Source organism: Nocardia vulneris, from assembly GCF_001613425.1.
Lineage (GTDB): Bacteria > Actinomycetota > Actinomycetes > Mycobacteriales > Mycobacteriaceae > Nocardia > Nocardia vulneris.
Genome location: NZ_BDCI01000010.1, coordinates 186,705 through 206,327 on the forward strand (window position 1 = coordinate 186,705; position 19,623 = coordinate 206,327).

23 protein-coding genes are annotated in these 19,623 nt (G+C 67.1%); 15 read left to right on the forward strand and 8 right to left on the reverse strand.

The features are described from left to right. Positions 1–104: 104 nt before the first annotated feature. The gene (locus NVU01S_RS14260) at positions 105–599 is read left to right on the forward strand and encodes a hypothetical protein (RefSeq protein ID WP_244467301.1); all 495 of its coding nucleotides are present in this window, start codon (positions 105–107) and stop codon (positions 597–599) included. Between the two features lie 92 nt (positions 600–691). Here the strand turns inward: NVU01S_RS14260 and NVU01S_RS14265 are convergent, their stop codons facing one another. After that, a complete protein-coding gene (locus NVU01S_RS14265; RefSeq protein WP_052280733.1) occupies positions 692–1,648 on the reverse strand; it encodes a CorA family divalent cation transporter in 957 nt (318 codons plus the stop codon). An 86-nt stretch (positions 1,649–1,734) separates the two neighbouring features. Next, a complete protein-coding gene (locus NVU01S_RS14270; protein ID WP_043672547.1) occupies positions 1,735–2,109 on the reverse strand; it encodes a DUF4186 domain-containing protein in 375 nt (124 codons plus the stop codon). A 419-nt stretch (positions 2,110–2,528) separates the two neighbouring features. On the opposite strand from NVU01S_RS14270, the gene NVU01S_RS14275 reads away from it, so the two are divergent. Next, complete coding sequence (locus NVU01S_RS14275; protein WP_052280734.1) at positions 2,529–3,473, forward strand: alpha/beta hydrolase family protein; 945 nt, start codon at positions 2,529–2,531, stop codon at positions 3,471–3,473. A gap of 17 nt (positions 3,474–3,490) precedes the next feature. Here NVU01S_RS14275 and NVU01S_RS14280 read toward each other — a convergent pair whose 3' ends face one another. Further along, positions 3,491–3,910 (reverse strand): DUF2000 domain-containing protein, encoded by a 420-nt coding sequence (locus NVU01S_RS14280; RefSeq protein WP_043672550.1) that lies wholly within the window; start codon positions 3,908–3,910, stop codon positions 3,491–3,493. A 50-nt stretch (positions 3,911–3,960) separates the two neighbouring features. Here NVU01S_RS14280 and NVU01S_RS14285 point away from each other — a divergent pair, with 50 nt between their 5' ends. After that, positions 3,961–4,809, forward strand: coding sequence for a helix-turn-helix domain-containing protein (locus tag NVU01S_RS14285; protein ID WP_043672554.1), 849 nt, complete (start codon positions 3,961–3,963; stop codon positions 4,807–4,809). 30 nt (positions 4,810–4,839) lie between these two features. Here the strand turns inward: NVU01S_RS14285 and NVU01S_RS14290 are convergent, their stop codons facing one another. Continuing rightward, on the reverse strand, positions 4,840–5,937 hold the full coding sequence (locus NVU01S_RS14290; protein WP_043672581.1) for a winged helix DNA-binding domain-containing protein: 1,098 nt from the start codon (positions 5,935–5,937) through the stop codon (positions 4,840–4,842). Between the two features lie 120 nt (positions 5,938–6,057). Beyond that, complete coding sequence (locus tag NVU01S_RS14295) at positions 6,058–6,480, reverse strand: VOC family protein (RefSeq protein ID WP_043672584.1); 423 nt, start codon at positions 6,478–6,480, stop codon at positions 6,058–6,060. Between the two features lie 89 nt (positions 6,481–6,569). Between NVU01S_RS14295 and NVU01S_RS14300 the strand changes: the two genes are divergently transcribed. Continuing rightward, positions 6,570–7,532: a helix-turn-helix transcriptional regulator gene (locus NVU01S_RS14300; protein ID WP_043672587.1), complete on the forward strand. Its 963-nt coding sequence runs from the start codon at positions 6,570–6,572 to the stop codon at positions 7,530–7,532. Positions 7,533–7,656: 124 nt separating this feature from the next. Further along, the gene (locus NVU01S_RS14305) at positions 7,657–7,860 is read left to right on the forward strand and encodes a hypothetical protein (protein ID WP_043672590.1); all 204 of its coding nucleotides are present in this window, start codon (positions 7,657–7,659) and stop codon (positions 7,858–7,860) included. Positions 7,861–7,960: 100 nt separating this feature from the next. Here the strand turns inward: NVU01S_RS14305 and NVU01S_RS14310 are convergent, their stop codons facing one another. The 3 genes from NVU01S_RS14310 to NVU01S_RS14320 form a co-directional block, all read right to left on the reverse strand. Further along, positions 7,961–9,565: a peptide ABC transporter substrate-binding protein gene (locus NVU01S_RS14310; protein WP_244467302.1), complete on the reverse strand. Its 1,605-nt coding sequence runs from the start codon at positions 9,563–9,565 to the stop codon at positions 7,961–7,963. Positions 9,566–9,677: 112 nt separating this feature from the next. Next, positions 9,678–10,148 carry a hypothetical protein gene (locus tag NVU01S_RS14315; protein WP_043672594.1) on the reverse strand — a complete coding sequence of 157 codons (471 nt, stop codon included), beginning with the start codon at positions 10,146–10,148 and terminating at the stop codon, positions 9,678–9,680. Between the two features lie 165 nt (positions 10,149–10,313). Then, positions 10,314–11,549, reverse strand: coding sequence for a pentapeptide repeat-containing protein (locus NVU01S_RS14320; protein ID WP_052280735.1), 1,236 nt, complete (start codon positions 11,547–11,549; stop codon positions 10,314–10,316). Between the two features lie 257 nt (positions 11,550–11,806). Here NVU01S_RS14320 and NVU01S_RS14325 point away from each other — a divergent pair, with 257 nt between their 5' ends. From NVU01S_RS14325 to NVU01S_RS14370, 10 genes are all read left to right on the forward strand, one after another. Then, entirely contained in the window at positions 11,807–14,014 is a 2,208-nt protein-coding gene (locus NVU01S_RS14325) for an MMPL family transporter (protein ID WP_043672596.1), read from the forward strand. 91 nt (positions 14,015–14,105) lie between these two features. Further along, positions 14,106–15,332: a sensor histidine kinase gene (locus NVU01S_RS14330; protein ID WP_043672599.1), complete on the forward strand. Its 1,227-nt coding sequence runs from the start codon at positions 14,106–14,108 to the stop codon at positions 15,330–15,332. After that, positions 15,329–16,012, forward strand: a complete 684-nt coding sequence (locus tag NVU01S_RS14335; RefSeq protein WP_043672601.1) for a response regulator — start codon at positions 15,329–15,331, stop codon at positions 16,010–16,012. Before NVU01S_RS14330 ends, NVU01S_RS14335 begins: the two co-directional genes overlap by 4 nt. A 149-nt stretch (positions 16,013–16,161) precedes the next feature. Next, positions 16,162–16,443 carry a hypothetical protein gene (locus NVU01S_RS14340; protein ID WP_052280737.1) on the forward strand — a complete coding sequence of 94 codons (282 nt, stop codon included), beginning with the start codon at positions 16,162–16,164 and terminating at the stop codon, positions 16,441–16,443. Beyond that, on the forward strand, positions 16,440–17,159 hold the full coding sequence (atpB, locus tag NVU01S_RS14345) for a F0F1 ATP synthase subunit A (RefSeq protein ID WP_043672605.1): 720 nt from the start codon (positions 16,440–16,442) through the stop codon (positions 17,157–17,159). The genes NVU01S_RS14340 and atpB overlap by 4 nt, the downstream gene beginning before the upstream one ends. 22 nt (positions 17,160–17,181) lie before the next feature. Continuing rightward, positions 17,182–17,442, forward strand: a complete 261-nt coding sequence (atpE, locus tag NVU01S_RS14350; protein ID WP_014987510.1) for an ATP synthase F0 subunit C — start codon at positions 17,182–17,184, stop codon at positions 17,440–17,442. Positions 17,443–17,449: 7 nt separating this feature from the next. Continuing rightward, a complete protein-coding gene (locus NVU01S_RS14355) occupies positions 17,450–17,920 on the forward strand; it encodes a F0F1 ATP synthase subunit B family protein (protein ID WP_043672608.1) in 471 nt (156 codons plus the stop codon). Between the two features lie 6 nt (positions 17,921–17,926). Next, a complete protein-coding gene (locus NVU01S_RS14360; RefSeq protein WP_052280738.1) occupies positions 17,927–18,424 on the forward strand; it encodes a F0F1 ATP synthase subunit B family protein in 498 nt (165 codons plus the stop codon). Positions 18,425–18,655: 231 nt separating this feature from the next. Then, the gene (locus NVU01S_RS14365; RefSeq protein WP_052280739.1) at positions 18,656–19,132 is read left to right on the forward strand and encodes a hypothetical protein; all 477 of its coding nucleotides are present in this window, start codon (positions 18,656–18,658) and stop codon (positions 19,130–19,132) included. A gap of 119 nt (positions 19,133–19,251) precedes the next feature. Further along, the coding region (locus NVU01S_RS14370; RefSeq protein WP_373864198.1) for a DUF6545 domain-containing protein at positions 19,252–19,623 on the forward strand (372 nt) is incomplete at its 3' end.

The window sequence follows — 19,623 nt, forward strand, 5'->3', positions numbered from 1 at the left end:
GTTGGTGCCTGCACACCGCCACCCGCTGACGGAGTTGTCCAGCCCCTGAGTTTGAGGGCTCGGGGCGAGCTAACGTCACTCAGACGTAGGACGACAGACGGGGCATGAGCCTGAAATATGTTTCCTTACAACGGTTCATGTTCCGTACGGGCGTCGTCGCAGCAGCGATGGTGGCCGGAATGAGCGGGTTCGCCGGGAGCGCCGGTGCCAACCCTGACGATCCGGTGGCGCAGTTCACCTCGACCCTCACGCGGGTACCGGGGCCCAATTGTGCCGCGATCATCAATGCCGAGACGGTGCCGCAGCCGCAGTCCGGTACGTTCGGTGTTCGGGTGAAGATCACGCAGACCGGGGAGTTCTGCGGGGGCTATCACCTCACCGTGCACTGGCGCAACGTCGACACCGGCCTGACCAGCGGACAGTCCCAACGTGTCGAAGGCACCTCCGTCGTCGGCATGCCGGACAACGTGATCACCGGCATCGGTATGGCGCCGGGTGCCGGAAAGGTGGAGGCGTGGATCGACACGTACTCCCAGGTGTATCCGCAGAATGTGGATCTGGAACACCTCACGGGACGCGCGACGTTCACGCCCGGCTGATCACCCGACGGATCGACTGGGCGGTGGCAGGGATCGACCGGATCCCTGCCACCGCACCCGGTCGCGCGACCCGGCACCGCTGTGGCTCAACGTCATAGCCACCCTTTACGACGGAAGACGATGTGCACCAAGGCCGCGAGGGTGATCATCAGCGTGAGCGCGGCAGGGTAGCCGTAGGTCCACGAAAGTTCGGGCATCCCTTCGAAATTCATGCCGTAGATGCCCGCGACGAGGGTGGGGGCGGCCGCGGTGGCGACCCAGGCGGAGATCTTGCGCATGTCTTCGTTCTGGCGGATACCGACCTGGGTGAGATTGGCGTCGAGCACCCCGTCGAGTAATTCACGGCGCGCGCGGACGCGGCTATCGATGTGCCGGAAATGGCGGTCGATTTCGTGCAGGGCTTGTTCGCCGACGTCGGCGCTGTAGGGATCGTCGGTGATCCAGGCGGGCAGGCGACGGCGGACCAGACGTTCGAGCGGTTCGTCGACGAGTGCGGCCGTGGTTTGTTCGAACTCCATCAGCAGGCGTCGTAGCCGGTAGATCTGCTCGACCGGGTTCGCTCGATCGGTGGAAAAGACTTCACCCTCAACCTGTTTGATCGCCCGGTCGAGCTGGTCGAGCAGGGCCAGGTAACTGTCGATGATGAAGTCGAGGACGAGGCGAAATGCGGCGAGCGGACCATCGGTCCGGGTGCGCGGGGGAGTGATCTCGGTGCCGACTGTCACGATGAAATCCCTTCCGATGGCGAGCAATACGTCCACCACGTCGATGGAGGTGTCGCTGGAATCGAACTGGCCCGTGGCCAACGCGATGATCACTGTCTCGTCTTGGACCGCCAAGCCTGGACGTTGCAGCGAACGATGCGCTTTGGACAGCAACGCCGGATCCAGGCCCACCGCCTGTTCCAGCTGTGCGAGGTCGTCGTCGTCGAGATCCCGCACCCCGAGCCAGGTGAAAGTCCCCGGTGGCTTCCGGTTGCCGTCGGTACCGGTCGACCGGAGCTCGGGGCACAGCTGTCCGTCGAGGTAGACGGCATCATCGGTGATCATGCCCGCATTGTGCCCCGGACCGGATCACCGTTTACCGGCGTCCCGGTGCCGACCCGGGTCGCAGCACTCAGCTCACCCTGTGTACGTCAGGGCGGTGGCTGGTTCGGGGCGTACTGTCGCACGATCCATCGGCAGATCACGTCGACGACGTAGGCGTGTTCGGCGTCGTCGAGTTCGTGCCCGGCGGGAATGTCGTGCCAGCGGGCGAGACAGGTGCGGCAGCAGGTGGCGGTGGCGTGCTGGGCGACGAAGACGGGATGTCCGCGGTAGGGCGTCTGCTTGCCGTCGTTGCGCGGTTCGGCCGGGGCCAGCCTGCGGGCGATCAGGTCCTCGGCGTGCTTGCGGACGGTCGCGATCCCGCGCAGGTCGACCACCGCGCGGTCGCGCCCACGCAGCCGGAACTTCGCGCGGAAATGATGCTGTCCGATCCGATCCAGTCTGTCGTCGAGGTCGTCCGTCAAAGGTTCGGGACCAGTCCGCGTGCCGTGCGCCCGCCGAGCACCATCCCGTAGAACGCCATCGCCTGCCGCACGTCACCGCCGCATCCGACGTACCGTTTGGCTCTGACCGTCACGAAATCGACGCTACCAGCGCAGATCAACGCTATCCAGCAGCGCCCACCGAACCCCTGCAATAGGCCGCAGGGGAGGAACAGTGGCACGGAATCTACTGGGGAACCTCCGGGTGTTCCCGGATGTGCGGGGCGAATGGGCGCGCTTACAGTCCGTGCAGGAACCGATGTGGGAAGGGACGGCGAGTCGATATGGCTTTTATCGGCAGCAGGGGTGGGCTTGCCCTCGCAGCGTTGCTACTGTCGGCGGTTGTGGCGGGGTGTGCGTCGTCGGATGAAAGACCCGACGCGCCTTATCATTCGACCGACGTGACGGTGCGCAACAACGGAATCACCCTCGGTGGCACCCTGACCGTTCCCGATCGAAAAGGCCCGTTTCCCGCAGTGGTTCTGGTGCCCGGCGGTGGTAAGCAAACTCGTGACGAGGAGTTCGCGGCACACAAGCCTTTTCTGGTCATCGCCGATGCGTTGACCAGGGCCGGGTACGCGGTCCTGCGGTCCGACGATCGCGGGGTCGGCGCGAGCACCGGGGACAAGAGCGCGGCCACCTACGCCGATCTCGCCTCGGATGTGCTCGCGCAAATCTCTTATCTGCGTGAACGATCGGATATCGATCGCACTCGCATCGGCGTGCTGGGGCACAGCCAGGGCGGTTCCCTGGCGCCGCTGGTAGCGCAGCAGGCACCCGACAAGGTCGCGTTCACCGTGCTGATGGCGGGACCGGCGCAGCACGGATGCGAAGTCCTCGAGCATCAGATGCGGGTGCAGCTGCAGGCGACCGGGACGACCTCCCCCGACCGGCTGGCGGCGAGCGACGCTGCCGTGCAAACCGAATGCGATCTCCTGCGGGCCGGCAATTTCGACGAAGCGCGACGAAATGCCCGCGAAGCGAATCGGCGGCTTCCGGAGGCCGAACAATCCCGTGACGAAGATATCGACAAGTCGATCAATCAGGAATATGCGGCTCAGTCGACTTACGACCCCGCGCCCGCGTTGCGCGCTTTGCGAGTCCCCGTCCTTGCCCTTTTCGGAACCAAGGACGTGCAGGTCGAAGCCGCGGTCAACGACCCGCTGATGCGTGCACTGCTGGCAGGCAACCCGAAGGCGACCGTGCACACCTTCGAGGGCGTGAACCATCTCATGCAACCAGCGGTCACCGGCATGCCGGATGAATACGCGCGAACCGAGACCACCACCGACCCGAAAGTGCTCGACTACATCAAGACCTGGCTGGACCAGAACACGCGGAGTTGAATACCGCGGCCTTCGGTTCAGGGATGCATGCGGGCACCTTTGAGTACTTTGTCCACCACATTGCGCGGTCCGTAGACGGCGACGCCGACGAGGTCCAGATCGCCGGTGCCGACCGCGCGCACCGCGGCCCGATTGTCCTGATCGTTTCCGGTGGTGAACAGGTCGGAGGTGAACACCGCCGTGCGCAGTTCCCGCGCCAGCGCCTTGCCGTGTGCGTTGCGCACGACCTCTTTGCTGCCTTCGAACACGAGCACGGGCTGCCGGAACATCGGCAGGTAGCTGGTCGCGTCCGCGTCTTCGTACGGTTCCCCGATCACCTCCGGTTGCACCGTGCCGAGACCGCTGACCAGGAAGGCTGTCACATTCAGCCGCTGCCAGGTCGGCAAGTCCGCCCGCAGCAGTACCGCGATCTTGGTATCGAAACGCACGTTCTCCATGCCCACGACTCTCCCGTGGACCGGCCCGGCAAGGCTTGTACGATCCTGGCATGGTTGCGGGCGGTGCGATCGAGCAGGTCAGAGCCTGGCAGCCGCGAGTGCCGGGCATCGTCGAGGTCTTCCATGCCCGTTTCGTCGAGCACGTCTACCCGATGCACGCCCACGACTCCTGGACGCTGCTGATCGTCGACGACGGGATGGTCCGCTACGACCTCGACCGGCACGAGCACGGCGTCCTCGGCTCGGTGGTGTCGCTGCTGCCGCCGCACGTGCCACACAACGGTCAGGCGGCGACCGCGGGCGGGTTCCGCAAGCGCGTGCTCTATCTCGACGACGCGCAGCTCTGCGACGCGATGATCGGTCGTGCGGTCGATACGCCCACCTTCACCGACCCGCTGCTGCACCGGCGAATCCGCCAATTGCACACTGTCCTTGCGCATTCCGGCGCGGAGTTCGAGGCCGCGAGCCGCCTCGCCCTCATCCACGATCGGCTGCGCAACCTCCTGTGCGGCACGGATCCGGCGCCGCGGCACGCCGATCCGGGGCTGGCCCACCGTCTGCGCGAGCTGCTCGATTCCCGTACTGCCGAAGGACTTTCGCTCACCGAGGCGGCGGCGGTATTGCACGCCGACGCCACCCATCTGATTCGCGCGTTCCGCCGCGAGTTCGGGATGCCGCCGCACCAGTACCTGATTTCCCGCCGGGTCGATCTTGCCCGCCCGCTGCTCCTGGGTGGCATGCCCGCGCGAGATGTGGCGGCCGCCACCGGCTTTCATGACCAACCGCATCTGACCCGGCACTTCAAGCGCATTCTGGGCACGACGCCGGGTCGATACGCGCAGAGCGCGGCGACCTGGCCGCACCCCGCGCGTGGCCCGGCTGCGTCGCACACCACTTGATCAGCGGCACAGCCCTTTTCGCGGTACCGGTCAGCGTGGCAGCGTTGCCACCTGGACGCGCTGGCTGTCCTTGTCGGAGAGGAACGACGCGAGTTCCCGGCCCTGCTCGGCGACTGCGGTGGACTCGGCCCGGGACAAGCGGCGCAGCGGGGCGACGTGCACCGTGCCCGCCTCCTCGGTCCACGTGGCCGCGACCCGGCCGTCGACCAGCACGACGCGCGCACCGGCGACCGACAGACCGCGGTGCTCGTCATCGATGATCCGGCTGCGGTCGTGATAGCCGAGGATCGCGTTGTCGAACGCGGGGAGGAAACGCACCGGGGCGGGGGTGTCCGGGTCGGGGCGGGGCGCGTCCGGCAGGTCGAGCAGCTCACGCCCGCGTTCGTCGCGGAAGGTCACCAGCTCCGGGTGGAGCGCGCTCACCGCGGCGGGCAGTCCGGCGAGGCCGCACCAGGCGCGCAGGTCGGCCGAGGCCGCCGGTCCGAAGGCGGCCAGGTAGCGCCGGACCAGCTCTCGGCCGACCAGATCGGCATCGTCCGGAAGCGGGGCGAGCGGGCGGCCCAGCCACATGGTCAGCGGCTGATAGCGTGCTCCCGCTTTCGCGCGCCACAGCCCGCGCGGTGGCAGTTGCACCGTCGGGATGCGGGCGGCGATCAGGATTTCCCCCAGTGCTCGTGGTCCTGGGGCCGGCCAGCGGTCGGCGAGTGCCCGCGCCAGTTCGGCCATCGTGCGCGGCGCGCCGTCGGCCAGCAGCGCGCTGCCCGCTTCCTCGAGTTCGTCCAGATCCACGCCGGCCAGTTCGCGGCGATAGGTTCCGAGCACGCGCTGGCACAGCATGGCGTGGTGGCGCGACCGCCAGGCCAGCGCGTCGTCGGCGGTGAGCAGGTGGACGGTGCGGCGCATGAGGTGCAGGCGCACCACCCGGCGTTCGGTGAGCAGCTCGTCGAGCACGGCCGGCTCGAACGCGCGCATCCGCGACCAGAGACCGATGAACGGTTCCTGCGGCTCTTGCGCTTGCAGTCCGCACAGGTGGGCGACGGCATCGAGCGTGGTTATCTCGGCACGGTCGAGCAGCATTTGCCGGGCGAGTGTGGCCCGGTTGAGCGCCCGGGGCGTCAGTATCGTCATCCGATCATGTCGCCGCGCGCGACCCGTCCGCTGGTGCGTGTTCTCATCGGGGTGTCCTCTCGGTCGTCAGATTGGCCGTCCGGGGCGGGAGCACGTCTCCCGCCCCCTCGTGACGTGGTGCTATCCGTTGTATCCGCTGACGACATCGAGCACCCAGACCACGCCGAAGCGGTCACGCAGCATCCCGTAGGCGGGCGCCCAACCCGCCGGTCCCAGCGGGACCACGACGGTCGCGTCGGCGCGAAGTGTTTCCCAGTAGCCGGTGATCTCCTCGACGCTTTCGCCGCGCAGGGAAACGAAGAACGAATTCTCGCCCTGGTGGTAGCCCATCCGCGCGGGCACGTCGTAGGCCATGACGTGAAAGCCGTTCTCGGCCAGTACCTGTCCCCACATCACCTGGTCGGCCGCGGACTCGTCCTCGACGTTCCCGGCGTCCTTGTACGTGATGACGGCAAGGTGGCCACCGAACACGGACCGGTAGAACTCCAACGCCGCGCGGGCGTCGCCGCGGAAGTTCAGGTGGGTGGTGGTCGTGACGGACATGCTTGCTCCTCTGTGTCGACTTGCTGCCGAGACCACGGTCGCAAGAGAAGCGGTCAGTTTGTGTCCGCTACTTCCGGCAGAATCAAAATATGCCGAAGACTTCCGCACGGCTGCTGACGTTGCTGTCGCTGTTGCAGGCGCGCCGGGACTGGCCGGGGACCGTACTGGCCGAGCGACTGGAGGTCAGTCCGCGCACCGTACGCCGCGACGTCGACCGCCTGCGCGAACTCGGCTACCCCATCGTGACCACCAAGGGACCGGACGGCGGATACCGGCTCGGCGCGGGCACACAACTGCCGCCGCTGCTGTTCGACGACGAGCAAGCCGTCGCACTGACCGTCGCTCTGCAGATGGCTACGACCGCCGGGGCGGGCATCGAGGAGGGCGCGGTGCGGGCGCTGAACACCCTCCGCCAGGTGATGCCCGCACGGCTGCGTCACCGCATCGGCACCCTTCAGGTCACCGCCGTCGAGCACCCCGCCGCACCACCGCTCGACAGTGCGGTGTTGCTGGCGATCAGCGCGGCTGTGCACGCCCGCGAGGTGCTGCGCTTCGACTACGCCGGTGCGGGCCCGCCCGCGGTTACGCCGCCGCGGCGAGTGGAGCCGCACCATCTCGTCACCCGGGGTGGCCGTTGGTACCTCGTGGCGTGGGACCCGGACCGCGACGACTGGCGGATCTTCCGCGCCGACCGGATCTCGCCGCGCACCCCGACCGGCCCGCGCTTCGTCCCTCGTGACCTGCCCGGCGCGAACGTGGCGGCCTTCGTCGCGAACAGGTTCGCCGGCTCCGACGGCTCGGGCGGCCGGCCCTGCCGCGGCGAGGTCATCCTGGCCCGGCCCGCCGCCGAGGTGTCACCCTTCCTGCACGACGGGATAGTCGAGGACCTCGGCCCGGACCGTTGCCGAGTCGTGCTGGGCTCCTGGTCGTGGCCCGCCCTGGCCGCCGCGATCGGTCTGTTCGACACCGATATCGAGGTCGTCGGGCCCGCCGAGCTGAAAGCAGCTTTCGGCCGGCTGGCCCGCCGCTACGCCGCCACCGCGACCAGCTGATCCCCGGCCCGGCTCATCCGGTGCGGTGCGCATCGACTGTTCGAGACCCCCCAAACCTGGGGGTACCGCCTACCGCGCGCAATCATGGATCGTGTTCCTGTCTCCCGACGAAGAGGACACTCTTGTGAAAAAGCTCATCGTTGTCGCCGCCCTGACGGCGGGCCTGCTCGCGCCGGCCGGACTGGCCGCGGCGGAACCCGTTGCCGCACCGGCGAACACGCCTTCGACCGCGACGTATGTCCAGGGGTCGTCGGCGGATATCTTCTGCGCCGTGATCCGATTCCTGAAGGGCGGCTGGGCGGGTCGTCCCACGGACTGCTCCTTCTGACACACCGAGGAGGCTTCCCCTCCAACTGCGACGGCCGGTCGATCCCAGTGGGACTGACCGGCCGTCGACGGTCCGGCTACGCCGGTTCGCTTGCCGAGAACTACTTTTCGACACTTTCGTAAGCGAACAGCCCGTTCCAGGTCAGCTTCGCCTGCCGCACCTTGTCCGAATGCCCCGCATTGTTGTTGTCGTCGAACACGGGAATGTCGGGCATGTCCTGGAACAGGACGGCCTGCGCCTTCGCGATGTGCGCGTAGGCCTCCTCCGGGGTGGGCGCGGCCAGCGCGGTCGCGATGATCTTGTCGAATTCCGGGTTGACGTAGCCGATGTCGTTGCTCGCCGAATCGGAGAGATACTGCGGCATCAGGAAATTCAGCATCGTCGGGTAGTCGCCCTGCCACGCGTTGCGGAACGCGGTGCGGATGGATTTGCCGGTGATCGCGTCCCGCAGCGGCTTGAACGTGGGGTAGGGCGCGCCCAGGGCATCGATGCCCAGGGTGTTCTTGACGCTGTTCGCGACGGCCTCGATCCAGGCCTGATGGCCGCCGTCGGCGTTGTAGGCGATCTCGAAGCGGCCCGTCCACGGCGCGATGGCGTTGGCCTGCTCCCACAGTCGTCGCGCCTCGTCCGGGTTGTACGCGAGCAGTTCCACGCCGGGCAGACTGCCGTTGTAGCCGGGCAGGCTGGCGGAGGTGAAATCCTTTGCCGGAACCTTGGTTCCGTGCCAGATGGTGTCGGCGATCTGCTGGCGATTGATGGACAGCGAGATCGCTTTGCGACGCAGCACGCCCTCCGCGCCGCCGAAATGCGGGACGGTGGGCTGGAATCCGATGTGCTCGTACCGAGCCGTCGCCTTGTGGATGGCGCGGTCGCCGAGGTCGGAGTTGAAGCTGGTCAGCGCGTTGTCGGGGATGGTGTCGAGCAGGTCGAGGTTGCCGGCCAGCAGGTCCGCGTACGCGGTCTCGTAGGTCGCGTACATCACGAACCGCAGCCCTTTGTTCTTGGCCGGACGGTTGCCGCGATAATCCGGATTGGGCGCGAGATCGATCTGCACGTTGTGCTGCCAGGCGTTGTCGTTCGCGAACTGGTACGGACCGTTGCCGACCGGACGCTCACCGAACGCTTTCATGTCCCGATACGCCACCTCGGGCAGCGGGAAGAACGGCGTGAAGCCGAGGGAGAGTTCGAAATCGATCGACGGGCGGGTGAGATCGACGGTGAACGTGCGCTCGTCGACCACCTTCAGCCCCGACATCGTCTGCGCCTTGGGCGGATCCACCGAGACCTCGTCGTAGCCGACGATCGAGGCGAAAATCCAGCTCTGCAGTTGCGCATTGGTGCTCAGCGCGCCGTAATTCCACGCGTCCACAAACGATTTCGCGGTCACCGGGGTGCCGTCGGTGAACGTCCAACCCGGTTCGAGGGTGATCCGATAGTGCCGCCGATCGGCCGACTCGATCGCCTCGGCGACCTCGTTGTGCGCCTTTCCGTCGGCGTCGTAGTACTTCAGCCCGGCGAACAGGCGGTCGACCACGCGCCCGCCCTGGTTCTCGTTGGTGTTCGTCGGCACCAGCGGATGTTGCGGCTCACCGCCGTTCGCGGTCACCACACCCGCCGCCGCATCGCCGCCGTCGGACGAACAGGCCGTCAGGCCTATCGCCAACGCGGCCGTCACCAATAACGCTGCCCATCTGGTGGATTTCACTTCGCCCTCCGACCTCGAGCGGCCGGGTCGCACCCGGCCCTCGTAATTTCTTCGGAGAGTAGTTATTTCGGATGGCGTTGTCCGCGAAATCCGCCCGCCGGGCCGGAAATGTTCAGCCCACCCCGCCGCCCGGCGGGATGGTCGGGGCACCGCCCTTGATCACGATCTTGACCGCAGTGCTGCCTTGCCATTGACCGGTGGTGGCTTGACCGCCGGGACTCAGGAAAGTGCAGTAGACATCGCCGTACGCGGTGCTACCCGCGGGCGCCGAGGTCTGGAACGAGTCACTGACCCAGCGGCCTTGATGATTGGCCGAGCCGCCGATCGCGGAATAGTCGAATTCTCGATACGTTCCAGCGGTGTTGACGCTGTTCTCGACGACCATGTCGCAGGTCGCGGTGCTGCCCGCGGGGATGTAGACCCGCCATCCGAGTGTCACCGTGCCCGCGGCGGGACTGCTGATACTTCCCTCGACGCCGTTGGATGCGTTCGCGGCGGGTGCGACGAGGGTGGTGAGGGCGGCGAGTCCGGCGACGAGCAGAGTTGTCGTCGCGAGCTTCTTGGTGGTGGACGGTGTAGCCAACGGGTGCTCCTGGAGGTTGCCGGGTGTGTGCCTGTGGAGGCAATTCAACGCAGCAGGGGCGGGCTGAGCCACGAACCCCAGGAGTGGTCGGCCGACACGCAGGGGTGGGCGTTCGCCACCTCGGTGTCGAGGGCGGCTGAACCCCTCGGGGTGATGTTCGGTCTGTCAGGCGGTCGGTTGCACCGCCGGCGGCCATTTGTTCGGCAACACGTTGGGCGGCTGGGCGCCCGGGAGGTGATCCCAGTCGAAGGTCAACATCCGCCACGCGGCCGGGCGCTCGAACGAGATGGTGGGGCCGGTGAAGACGGCCGCGTCGAAACTGGTGTGCCAGCCGTTGAACGCGGCGCCGATGAACGAGGTGTGCTTCTGGAACTTCGTCTTGTGGAAGGAGACCCCTTCACCGCCGAAGATCGCGTCCGCGAAACTCGTTGCGCCGTCCAGTGTCGCGCCGTCGAACCAGGTGTTGGACCCGGCGAACTCGGTTTCGGAGAAGCGGGTCAGTCCGGCGAAGGTGGCGTTGCGGTAGGAAACCTCTTCGTCGAACCGTGCGCCGCCGAAGTCGGCGGGCCCGGCGAAGGTCACACCCTCGAACCAGGTCTTGTCGTAGAACCGCGCGCCGTTGAACGACGCGTACTTTCCGGCGAACACCGTGTCGTTGAAGGTGTTGCGGCCACGGAACTGCGACGAACTGAAGTCGGCGTCGGCCAGATAGGCCCCGGTCAGATCGAAGTCCCGGTCCGACCACGGATGCTCGGCGGCGGGCACCAGGTGCGCGGCGATGACCCGCACGATGGTCTTGCGCACCTCGAGCCCGTTCTGGCTGCGTTCGCAGTCGGGATCGGGGGTGTAGGGCAGGCGCAGATACCCGCAGAGCACGTCGACGCACACCTGCACTTCGGCGTGATTGCCGCGGGCGTGCCAGTCGTCGGCCAGCGCCGCCATCGCGTACACGCCCGCCATCCGGACGGCCGGCGAGGCGTGCGCGAGTTGTCCCGAGGTGGTGGTGAACCGGGTGCGCAGATCACGGATCGCGGCCGCGTCATGTTGCGCGGCCGCCAATTCGTACTGCTTGTTGCTGACGGCCAGCGCGTCGGCCGAGGTCTGCTGCGCCTTCGCGGCGGTCTCCTGCGCCGCCGCGGCGAGTCTGTTCGCTTCCGCGAGCAGCGCGACGGCGTGGGCGGCGGTGTGCTGGGTCGAGTCCGCGGTGCGCTGCCGCCGCATGGCCAGATAGGCGGCCCCACCGGCCACCGTCAGCGCCACCACCGCCACGGTGTTGCGGACCGCCTCGTACCACTGCGCCGTGGCCAGGTGATGACCGGTCAGCCACCACGGGCCGCCGCCGTCGATCAGGCGCACGGCCACCATCAACACAGGTAGCGCGAACGCGAACGTTGCGACCATCCCGAAGAGCGTCTTCCACAGCAGCTTCCAGCCAGGTTCTGGAACATGAACGGGAACAGCCGCATTGGGATCCACCGACACCATGTGATCTTCCCTCATCGCACGAATACTGACCGGACATCACCGTATCTAGTGCCTCGCCGCTCGCAACCGCCCGGTGCCGTGTTCATCAGTGAGAACGTACTGCGAATGCAGTAGTCGCAACAGCCTCCTTCCGCACGACGCGGACTACGGAACCGTCCCACGAGCATGGCGACATGGCGAAATTCCTCTACCGGCTGGGCCGGTTCGCGTTCGAGAAACGGCGGCTGGTAGTGCTGCTCTGGCTGGGCGTGATGGCCGCCGTGGTGGCCGGGGCGCTCAACGCACCGAAGCCGCCGCCGGACACCTTCTCGATCCCGGGCACCGAGTCGCAGCAGGCCTTCGACCTGCTCGGCGCACGCTTCCCGGGAACCAAATCCGATGGGGCGCAGGCCCGGATCGTCTTCGTCGCCCCCGCGGGCGAGCAGGTCGGCGCCGAACCGGTCAAGGCCTCGGTCGAGAAGATCCTGGCCGATGTCGCGAGCGGCGCCCAGGTGAAGGGCGTACTCGACCCGTTCCAGACCGGGGCGGTGAGCAGGGACGGCACGACTGCCTATGCGACGGTCAGCTACGGCGAAACCACCCAGAACCTCACCGACGCGACGAAGACGGCGCTCACCGACGCGATCGATGCGGGCAAGTCCGCGGGCGTCACCGTGGAGGTCGGCGGGACCGCGCTGATGGCCGAGCCGGAAATGGGCGGCGCCACCGAGATCATCGGAATCGCCATCGCGGCCGTGGTGCTGCTGATCACCTTCGGCGCGTTCGCGGCCGCCGGACTGCCCCTGCTCACCGCCCTGATCGGGATCGGCGTGGGCATCGCTGCCATCGTCGCGATCGGGCTGTCCACCACGACCACGACCCTGGCGATGATGCTCGGGCTCGCGGTCGGCATCGACTACGCGCTGTTCATCGTCTCGCGGTATCGGAGCGAGCGCGCGGCGGGCTACCGCGCCGCGGAAGCGGCGGGCCGTGCCGTCGGAACCGCCGGTTCCGCGGTGGTTTTCGCCGGGCTCACCGTGGTCATCGCGCTGGCCGGGCTCGCCGTGGTCGGGATTCCCATGCTCACCACGATGGGCCTGGCCGCCGCGGGCACGGTGGCCGTCGCGGTGGTGATCGCATTGACGCTGTTGCCCGCGCTGCTCGGCTTCTTCCAAGAGGCCGTGCTGCCGAGGGCTTTCCGCAAGAGCACCGTTGCCGACCGGCCTGCGGGCAATGCAGCACGGCCGACGAAACCCAGTATGGGGACGCGGTGGGCACAGGTCATCGTGCGCAGACCGGTGCTGGTATTGCTGATCGGCCTGATCGGTATGGGGGCCTTGGCCTTACCGGTACGCAGCCTCGAACTCGGGTTGCCCGGCGACGAATCGCAGCCCACCTCGACAACCCAGCGGCGTGCCTACGACGCCCTCGCGGCCGGGTTCGGTCCCGGCTTCAACGGGCCGCTCACCGTCGCGATCGATGTCGCGGGTGTCGCCGACCCGAAAGCCGCGGTGGAACAGGCGACGAAGACGCTGACCGCGACCAAGGGCGTGGTGTCGGTCTCGCCCGCCTCGTTCAACCAGGCCGGGGACGCCGCGGTGCTCACCGTGGTGCCCGCCACCGGTCCGTCCACCACCGAGACCAAGGACCTGGTCCACGCGGTGCGCGACGCGGCAGGCGAACTGCGGACGGCGACCGGGGCGACCATGCTGGTCACCGGTGCGACCGCGATGAATATCGATGTGTCGCAGAAGCTGTCGGACGCGCTGTTGCCGTACCTGGCCATCGTCGTCGGGCTGGCCATCCTGCTGCTGATGGTCGTGTTCCGCTCGATCGCGGTGCCGATCAAAGCGGCGCTGGGCTTCCTGCTCTCGGTGGGCGCGGCCTTCGGCGTGATCGTCGCGGTGTTCCAGTGGGGCTGGCTGGCGAATCTGCTCGGCGTCGAGCAGACCGGGCCGGTGATGAGCATGATGCCGATCTTCCTGATCGGCGTGGTGTTCGGGCTCGCGATGGACTACGAGGTCTTCCTGGTCACCCGGATGCGGGAGGCCTTCGCGCACGGCGAGAGCGCGCACGACGCCATCGTCACCGGGTTCCGGCACAGCGCGCGGGTGGTCACTGCCGCGGCGGCCATCATGATCGCGGTGTTCGCCGGGTTCATCGGCGGCGGCGAACCGATGATCAAGATGATGGGGCTGGGGCTCGCGTCGGCGGTGTTCTTCGATGCGTTCGTCGTCCGGATGACCCTCGTCCCGGCGGTCCTCGCGCTGCTCGGCGACAAGGCCTGGTGGCTACCCGGATGGCTCGCGAAGATCCTGCCGAATGTGGACGTCGAGGGGGAGGCGCTGAAACACATCCAGCCCGTCGAACCGGATCGCGAGCTGGAATCCGCTCGCGTCTGAGGGGGAACGCGCCGTCCGGCCGTCCGTCGGGACGGCCGGACGGCACGTTCCTGACCAGCCGGTTAGTGTGCAGGGACAAGGAGGTGCAGGCATGACCGCAGCTTGGTCGCAATGGCCGCGCCGACACCGGCACGCCATCGACGTGATCATCGCTGTCCTGCTGTGCGGGTTGGCCACGTATGCCAGCCGGGTCGCCGGGGGCCTCGACGGGCACGGGCCGATGGTGGTCCGGTCCGCATCACCCGCGGTGTTCGCGTTGTCGGCGGTCGCCTCGCTGGCCCTGCTGTGGCGGCGGCGGTTTCCGCGCGGTGTGCTGCTGCTCACCACCGGCTGCGCGATCACGATCGGCGTGCTGGGATTCGAAATGTCGATCGTCACCGCGGGCGCCGCCTTCGTCGCGATGTATTCGATCGAAATGTATTGGCCCCGAACGTGTTATGCCAAGGCTGCGCAGGTATCGGCCGGGCTAGCGTTACTGATCACCTCGTTGATCACCTCGTTCACGCCGCTGTTGACCGGGGACCGCATCACCTTGATCGCCGGCCTGCTGGTGGCGTCCGCGTTCGGTGAAGCGGGCCGCAACCGGCGCGACTACCTGGCCGCGCTGCACGCGCGCGCGGAACTGGCCGAACGAACCCGCGAAGAGGAAGCGCGGCTGCGGGTCAGCGCGGAGCGGCTGCGGATCGCGCGCGAACTGCACGACGTGGTGGCCCACCACATGGCGCTCGCACACGCCCAAGCCTCCACTGCCGCATACCTTTTGCGGATTCAGCCGGATCAGGTGCAGGAGATGCTCGACCAGCTGTCCGGCACCACGTCCGCGGCGTTACGCGAGCTGAAGGCGAGTGTGGGACTGCTCCGGGAAAGCGACGTGGACGTCCCCCTGGCGCCTGCGCCCGGCCTCGCGCAGCTGGGCGAACTGCTGGCCTCGTTCGAGCGGACCGGACTGACTCCGTCGCTGTCGATCAGCGGGGCGCCGCGTCCGCTGTCACCCGGCACCGACCTGACGGCCTACCGGATCATCCAGGAAGCGCTCACCAACGTCACCAAGCACGCGGGTGCCGGCGCGTCGGCGACGGTCCGCCTCGTCTATTCGCGGCTGCTGCTGACCGTCAGCGTGAGCGACGACGGGGGCCGGGATTCGCGCCCGCCCGCACGGGACGGTCAGAGTTTCGGCTTGATCGGTATGAACGAACGAGCCATCTCGGTCGGCGGCAATCTGCACGCCGGGCACCGCCCCGGCGGTGGGTTCGAAGTCACCACCGAGCTGCCGCTCGCGCACTCCGAACACCTTGACCTCGAGGACAAGACAGCATGACCATCCGCGTTCTCCTGGCCGACGACCAAGCGCTGCTCACGGGCACCTTCCGGCTCCTGATCGATTCGGCTCCCGATATGGAGGTCGTCGGGATCGCCGGAAACGGTAGTGAGGCCATCGATCTGGCTCGCTCGGCCCAGCCGGACGTGGTGGTCATGGACATCCGGATGCCCGGTGTCGACGGTCTGGCCGCGACCAAGGAGATCTGCGACGATCCCGCGCTGCGCCGGACCCGGGTGCTGATCCTGACCACCTTCGAGCTCGACGAGTATGTGGCACAGGCGCTTCGCGCGGGCGCCAGCGGATTCCTCGGCAAAGACGTCGGCCCCGAAGAGCTGCTGGGCGGTATCCGATCCGTCGCCGCCGGCGATGCACTGCTCTCGCCCACCGCGACCCGCACCCTGATCGCGCGCTACCTCGCCCTGCCGGAAAACCGGATCAGCGCAGGCGATCCCGTTGAAATCCTCACCGCCCGCGAACGCGAAGTGGTCGTGCTGGTCGCCTCGGGGCTGTCCAACGAAGCCATCGCCGAGAAGATGTACGTCAGCCCGCTCACCATCCGCACCCACGTGCAACGCGCGATGTCGAAGCTCGACGTACAGAACCGAGCCCAACTCGTCGTCATCGCTTTCCAGTCCGGGCTGGTGCGCATCGAGGCGCCGCGCCGGGAACACCCCTGACCTCGGGCGAGTAGCCGCCGTCAGCGCGCGGTCGAGCCGCGCGCATCTCTCTATCTCATCGCATCGTGCTGCCCCATGTCAATAGCGTTGTCACGACGAGATGTAGCAACTATGCTACGTCGTAGAACGACCTCAAAGGGGAGGCTCCGGTGATGATGCCAACGGCGATGTACTTCTGCGCGGGACTCGCGCTCGGGTGGGGAAATACCCTGTGGACGCGGCGGGCGCTCACCCGCATCGTGGACGACGACGTGACGAGCGGGCGGCTGGTCTTGCTGTCGATGACGAGATTGCTTGTGCTGACCGTGGTTTCGATCGCGATCGCATTTCTGGCCGGTGCGCCCGGCGTGGGCGTGTTCTTCGGTCTCGCGGTATTCCACGCCGCCCGGCTGTTCCGGGTTCGGCGACCAGCGTTGCAGGGGCAGACATGACGACGATCAAGGTCGGCGAGCACCAGACGGTCCGGTTGCTCGGGCTGGAGTTCAACGTCGACACCATCGTGTCGACCGGCGTGGCGGCGGTGGTGGTGCTCGGGCTCGCGTTCTATCTGCGGGCCACGGTGACCTCCGGCGTGCCCAACGGGGTGCAACTGTTCTTCGAGACCGTCACCGTCCAACTGCGCAATCAGGTGGAGAGTGCGATCGGGATGCGGGTCGCGCCGTTCGTGCTACCGCTCACCGTCACCCTGTTCATCTTCATCCTGCTGTCGAACTGGTTGGCGGTGCTGCCGGTGCGATACGGCTCGGGTGAACTGATCCATCCGCCGGCCGCGGACGTCAACTTCGTCTACGCGCTCGCGGTATTCGTCTTCTTCGGCTACCAGGCCGCGGGCATCGTCCGGCGCGGCCCGCTCGGGCACCTGAAGCAGACGCTGAAGGGGCACGCGGGGTGGGGGATGGTGCTCATCAACATCATCGAGGAAATCGCGAAACCGCTGTCCCTGTCGCTGCGACTGTTCGGGAACATCTTCGCCGGCGGCGTGATGCTGTCCGTCATCACGCTGCTGCCCGCCTGGATCAGCTGGGCCCCGAACGCGGCCTGGAAGCTGTTCGACCTGTTCGTCGGGCTCATTCAGGCCTTCATCTTCTCGCTGCTGACCATCCTCTATTTCGCCGAGTCGATGTCGCGCGAGCACGAAAACCACTGACCACGAAGAAGGGAACAAGAAAATGGCAGACATCACCAACGCGGCGATCATCCAGTCGGCGGCGCTCATCGGCGGCGGACTGATCATGCTCGGCGGCGCCATCGGCGCCGGTGTCGGCAACGGCATGGTGGGTTCATCGCTCATCGGCGGCGTGGCCCGGCAGCCGGAGGCCGAAGGCCGGTTGCGCGGCAACTACCTGATGACGGTCAGCTTGATCGACGCCGTGTACTTCATCAATCTCACCTTCATGGCGCTGCTCGTCTTCGCGACACCGGGCAAGTAGGCGCGACATGTCGACGAAAAACACTGCCGGAGAGAACTTCCTGCTCCCCAACGGCACCTTCTTCGCCGAGTTGCTCATCTTCGTGACCGTGCTCGGCGTCATCTGGCGCTTCGTGGTACCGCCGATCAATCGCGCACTGGAAGAACGCGAGGCGCGGGTCGCCAAGACCGAAGCGGATGAGCGGGCAGCGGCCGCGCTGCGCGCCGAGGTCGATCAGCGCTATCGGTCGGCGCTCACCGAGGCCGAAGGCGTGGCCGCCGAGATTCGGAAACAAGCTCGGGTGCAAGGGCGTTCGCTGATCGCCCAGCGCAAAGCCGGTGCACAGGAAGAGGCGGACGCCATGGTGGCCCGGACGGCCATCGAGTTGCGCGCCGAGGCCGAGCGGATCGGCGCGGAACTGCACGACAGCGTCGAACCGCTCGCGCGGACGCTCGCCGAGCGCGTCATCGCCGATCCGGCGCAGGTCGGAAGGAGGTAGCCGCAGGTGCACGACATTGTCTGGGACTGGCCGGTTTTCCTGAGTCAGCTGTTCGGTTTCGCGATCATCGTAGGGGTGCTCGTCAAATGGGTTGTGCCGCCGCTGTCCGCCGCGATGGCGAAGGCGCAGAACGTGATTCGTGCACAACTGGTGGACAGCGAGCGGGCGGCGAACCGGGTCGTCGCGGCCGCCGAGGCGGACGAGGCGGCGGTGGCGCAAATCGCCATCGCCGCCCGGCATCTCGAACAAGACGCGCACACCGCCGCCGCCCACATCCTCGCAGAATCCCGCGTAACCGCCGAAGCGGAAGCGTTGCGGCAACACAGTTCCGGCCACGCACGCCTGGCCCGCCTACGCACCGAACTGACCCGTGAACTCCGCACCACCCTGCACACCGCCGTCCTGACCCGCACCGAACACCGAGTACGCACCCACCTCACCACCTCCCGAGCCAAAACCACCGCCACCGACCGCTTCCTCGACGAACTGGAGGCAATGCGCTGAAGGTCGCACAGGTCGATGCGCGATCGCCGTGTGTAGTCGCGTGGAACCGCAGGCCCGAGAAGGAAATTCGCGGCACTGGTGTGCGCCGGCGTACTGGTGTTCGAGGTATATGACAGGTAGCGTTGGCGCTCGAGCTGGCTCGGGGAGTCGAAATCACCAGGCCAGGGGCGGCAGTGGGGCTTCAATTGTGCCGTGTGGATGGACGCGTGGCCGGTCGAGGGGGAGTAGCCGATGTCGAGCATGGCGGATCGCTTTCGCGCTCTCGCCGATGTGGTGCCGATCCCTCGACCTTGGAGCCTCGATGCCTATGTCGCCGAGGTCGCGAAGCACCGTGGGCGGCCGATCACCCTGGCGCCCATGGACACCTCCGGGCTCGGCGGTGCCGGATGTGGCACCGGTAGTGGTCTGTGGATCGCTCGGCGTGCTGACGACATCATCGTCTATGACGGCGACACCTCGGGCTGGCATGCTCAGCACATCGTGCTGCACGAGATCGGCCACATGCTGCTCGACCACGGCGCGCAACCCGCCGGCCGACTCGATGCCGCAGGCGCGGCTGTGCTGAGCCGATTGCTGCCCTCGATCTCGTTGGATTCGATCGAGCGTGTCTTGAGTCGCAGTTCATATGGTGACGCGTACGAACGCGATGCTGAAGCATTCGCCGACGCGGCGATGTTGCGCGCAAGCCGGCCGTATGCGCAGTACTGATACTGCAGACCAGCGTTCGTGAATTTCGCGTCGAAGCCCTCGGTATCCGGGAAAAGCTCGTGTACTACGGTGTTTTCGCCGCTGCAGGGGGACTCCTCATCGATGCCATCGCTGGGCCGGTGGTCGCCGCGTTGTCGACTTATACCGATATCGTGCCGCAGGATCCACAGATGCGACGTAAAGCGGCCACGTTCTTCGCCGCCACGCTCGTTGCCGCAATTATCACCGCGATCCCACTTTTCGGCCGGGTATCGGCGCAGGCGGGATGGGATCGGACCGCTCGTTACAGCCGCAGACTGCAGCCGATGTGGTCCGATCTCACGACAGCATTCCCCGGCCTGATGCTTTATTCCGTCGATCAGTTCGCTGGACTCGATCCGGTCGCGAGGCTGCACCGGATGACCATCGAAATCCGGGACGGACTGCTGAGCTTGCGCCCCTACACCACCGTGACCCCTGCCGCGTGCGAGCGGATACTGGCCTCCGGAGCA

Excerpts from the sequence above, each read along its gene's own strand:
- NVU01S_RS14260 (WP_244467301.1), top strand. The coding sequence starts at position 105 with ATGAGCCTGAAATATGTTTCCTTACAACGGTTCATGTTCCGTACGGGC.
- NVU01S_RS14265 (WP_052280733.1), bottom strand. The coding sequence starts at position 1,648 with ATGATCACCGATGATGCCGTCTACCTCGACGGACAGCTGTGCCCCGAG.
- NVU01S_RS14280 (WP_043672550.1), bottom strand. The coding sequence starts at position 3,910 with ATGGAGAACGTGCGTTTCGATACCAAGATCGCGGTACTGCTGCGGGCG.
- NVU01S_RS14285 (WP_043672554.1), top strand. The coding sequence starts at position 3,961 with ATGGTTGCGGGCGGTGCGATCGAGCAGGTCAGAGCCTGGCAGCCGCGA.
- NVU01S_RS14290 (WP_043672581.1), bottom strand. The coding sequence starts at position 5,937 with ATGACGATACTGACGCCCCGGGCGCTCAACCGGGCCACACTCGCCCGG.
- NVU01S_RS14295 (WP_043672584.1), bottom strand. The coding sequence starts at position 6,480 with ATGTCCGTCACGACCACCACCCACCTGAACTTCCGCGGCGACGCCCGC.
- NVU01S_RS14300 (WP_043672587.1), top strand. The coding sequence starts at position 6,570 with ATGCCGAAGACTTCCGCACGGCTGCTGACGTTGCTGTCGCTGTTGCAG.
- NVU01S_RS14320 (WP_052280735.1), bottom strand. The coding sequence starts at position 11,549 with ATGGTCGCAACGTTCGCGTTCGCGCTACCTGTGTTGATGGTGGCCGTG.
- NVU01S_RS14325 (WP_043672596.1), top strand. The coding sequence starts at position 11,807 with ATGGCGAAATTCCTCTACCGGCTGGGCCGGTTCGCGTTCGAGAAACGG.
- NVU01S_RS14330 (WP_043672599.1), top strand. The coding sequence starts at position 14,106 with ATGACCGCAGCTTGGTCGCAATGGCCGCGCCGACACCGGCACGCCATC.
- NVU01S_RS14335 (WP_043672601.1), top strand. The coding sequence starts at position 15,329 with ATGACCATCCGCGTTCTCCTGGCCGACGACCAAGCGCTGCTCACGGGC.
- atpB (WP_043672605.1), top strand. The coding sequence starts at position 16,440 with ATGACGACGATCAAGGTCGGCGAGCACCAGACGGTCCGGTTGCTCGGG.
- atpE (WP_014987510.1), top strand. The coding sequence starts at position 17,182 with ATGGCAGACATCACCAACGCGGCGATCATCCAGTCGGCGGCGCTCATC.
- NVU01S_RS14355 (WP_043672608.1), top strand. The coding sequence starts at position 17,450 with ATGTCGACGAAAAACACTGCCGGAGAGAACTTCCTGCTCCCCAACGGC.
- NVU01S_RS14365 (WP_052280739.1), top strand. The coding sequence starts at position 18,656 with ATGTCGAGCATGGCGGATCGCTTTCGCGCTCTCGCCGATGTGGTGCCG.